The sequence below is a fragment of the Vibrio caribbeanicus ATCC BAA-2122 genome (assembly GCF_000165125.1).
Lineage (GTDB): Bacteria > Pseudomonadota > Gammaproteobacteria > Enterobacterales > Vibrionaceae > Vibrio > Vibrio caribbeanicus.
Genome location: NZ_AEIU01000119.1, coordinates 1 through 2,213, shown reverse-complemented (window position 1 = coordinate 2,213; position 2,213 = coordinate 1). Strand labels below are relative to the sequence as shown.

Annotated in this window: 1 protein-coding gene; it reads right to left on the bottom strand. The window is 49.1% G+C overall.

Going from position 1 to position 2,213, the window contains the following annotated elements:
* Positions 1–2,213: non-ribosomal peptide synthetase (locus tag RH40_RS19220; protein WP_009603383.1), on the bottom strand; the 2,213-nt coding region annotated here is incomplete at both ends.

The following is a 2,213-nucleotide window of genomic DNA, read 5'->3' as shown; positions in this document are numbered from 1 at the left end:
AACTGTGGGTCACGAGCAACCATCGGCGGCACCTGAATACCCTGCCCTGCCGTCAACACCTCGGCATCTAATACCGCTGCCAACTCACTCAGAATAGGCTGGGCAAAGAGCGTCTTAATCGGAATGTCTAAGGCAAACTGCTCTCGAATGCTGGCTAATAGCCGTACCCCTAACAATGAATGCCCACCCAGTTCGAAGAAATGCGCATCACGGCTAACGGGCGAGTTTAGGTGGAGCAATGTCTGCCAAAGCTCCGCTAAACGCGCTTCGGTGAGGCTTTGCGGTGCTTCATAAGACCCAGTCACCTGAGCCAAATCCGGCTCGGGCAGAGCCTTACGATCGACTTTACCGTTGGGTGTTAATGGCAACTGCTCCAACACCACAAAAGCCGAGGGCACCATGTGATCAGGCAATACGGCTTTGAGCCTTTGCCTGAGTAAATCCATCAGCGTTTCTTCTGTTCCGCCCAAATCCTCAGACGTCTCAGAGGTTGTGACATAGGCGACCAAACGCTTGTCACCACCGCGATCTTCACGAGCTACGACGACCGCCTCTTTCACGCTCGGTTCAAGCAGCAACTGAGACTCGATTTCTCCTAACTCAATCCTAAATCCACGAATTTTGACCTGATGATCCAAACGCCCCAAAAAGGCGAGATTGCCATCAGGCAGCCAACGCACCAAATCTCCGGAGCGATATAAGCGCGCTTCTGGATCATCGCTAAAGGGATGAGTAATAAACTTTTCAGCAGTGAGTTCAGGGTGATTGAGGTAGCCGCGGGCTAAACCCACACCGCCAATACAGAGTTCGCCTGGTACACCAATAGGCAGAAGCTGTTGCTCTGGCGAGAGGATATAGAACTCTGCATTCTCTACAGGTTTTCCTATAGGCAGCTCTGAACGCTCCTGATCATATTTAAAGATACTGCACACAATGGTGGTTTCTGTTGGACCATAAGCATTGAAAAACTGACGGCCTTGAGCCCACCTCTCTGCTTCATGTATAGAGCATTGATCACCTGCTACAACTAAAGAATCAACTGAACGCCATTGGGATGGATCAAGATGTGGCAGCAATGCAGGGGTTATCAACGCATGCGTAATACCAAGCTCAGCGATGGATTTCGATAAATCCTCCGCACTCATGATAATGGTTTTAGGAAATAGATATAGCGAGCCTCCTTGAGTCAGCGTCATCGCCCACTCCCAAGCTCCCGCATCAAAGCTAGATGATGCAAACTGCAAGACGCGACTATTTTCTGATATGCCAAAGGTTTTACTTTGAAAAAAGCCGACGTTAATAAACCCTTTATGTTCAACCAGTACGCCTTTCGGCTTACCCGTTGATCCAGACGTATAAATCACATACGCCAGGTGCTTAGGGGTTAAACCTATCAGTGCTGGGTCAATATTCTCTTTGGCATAATTGCTCAGTTGCTGTTGCACCTCTGAACAATCCAAGGCGATGGAACGGTAAGATGCCTGTGCCGCGCCTCTAGGTAAATCATGGATAAGGTGCTGCTGGGTGATGATTAACTCCACACCACTATCTTCGATCATATGACCAAGACGCTCACTTGGGTAGCTTGGGTCTAAAGGCACATAGGCGCCTCCCGCTTTTAATATACCCAAAAGCCCAATCATCATCTCAAAACTGCGGTCAGCGCAGAGACCTACCAAGGTATCGGGGCGCACCCCCTGCTCTAATAAATAATGCGCTACCTGGTTGGCACGCTGATTGAGCTCACCATAGCTCAGGCTCTCATGATTAAAGACTAAAGCCGTCGCTTCTGGCTGCTGAGCAGCTTGAGCTTCAACCAGTTGATGAATGCACAGCTCGTCTGGGAAATCTTGTTGGGTGCCATTCCACTCGACTAACTGCTGTTTTTCGGCTTCACTGAGTAATGTGATCGACGCCAATGGCGTATCCGCTTTTGAATGAGCTAAACCTTGCAACAACCCCTCTAGATGATGAAGCAGTTGCCGAACCTGATCTTCGTTAAATCTCGCTTCACGATACATCAGCTTTAAGCTCAGAGAGTCACCCGGGATTACCGATAATGTCAGTGGATAATGCGTAGACTCGACGCCTTGAAACTCTGAAATTCGTAGGCGGTCATTATTTGAGAGGTGATTAGAACTGCCCTGCACGAGTTCATCCACCAAAGCCTCATCCACAGGGTAGTTTTCAAACACCATCAGGCTATCAAATAC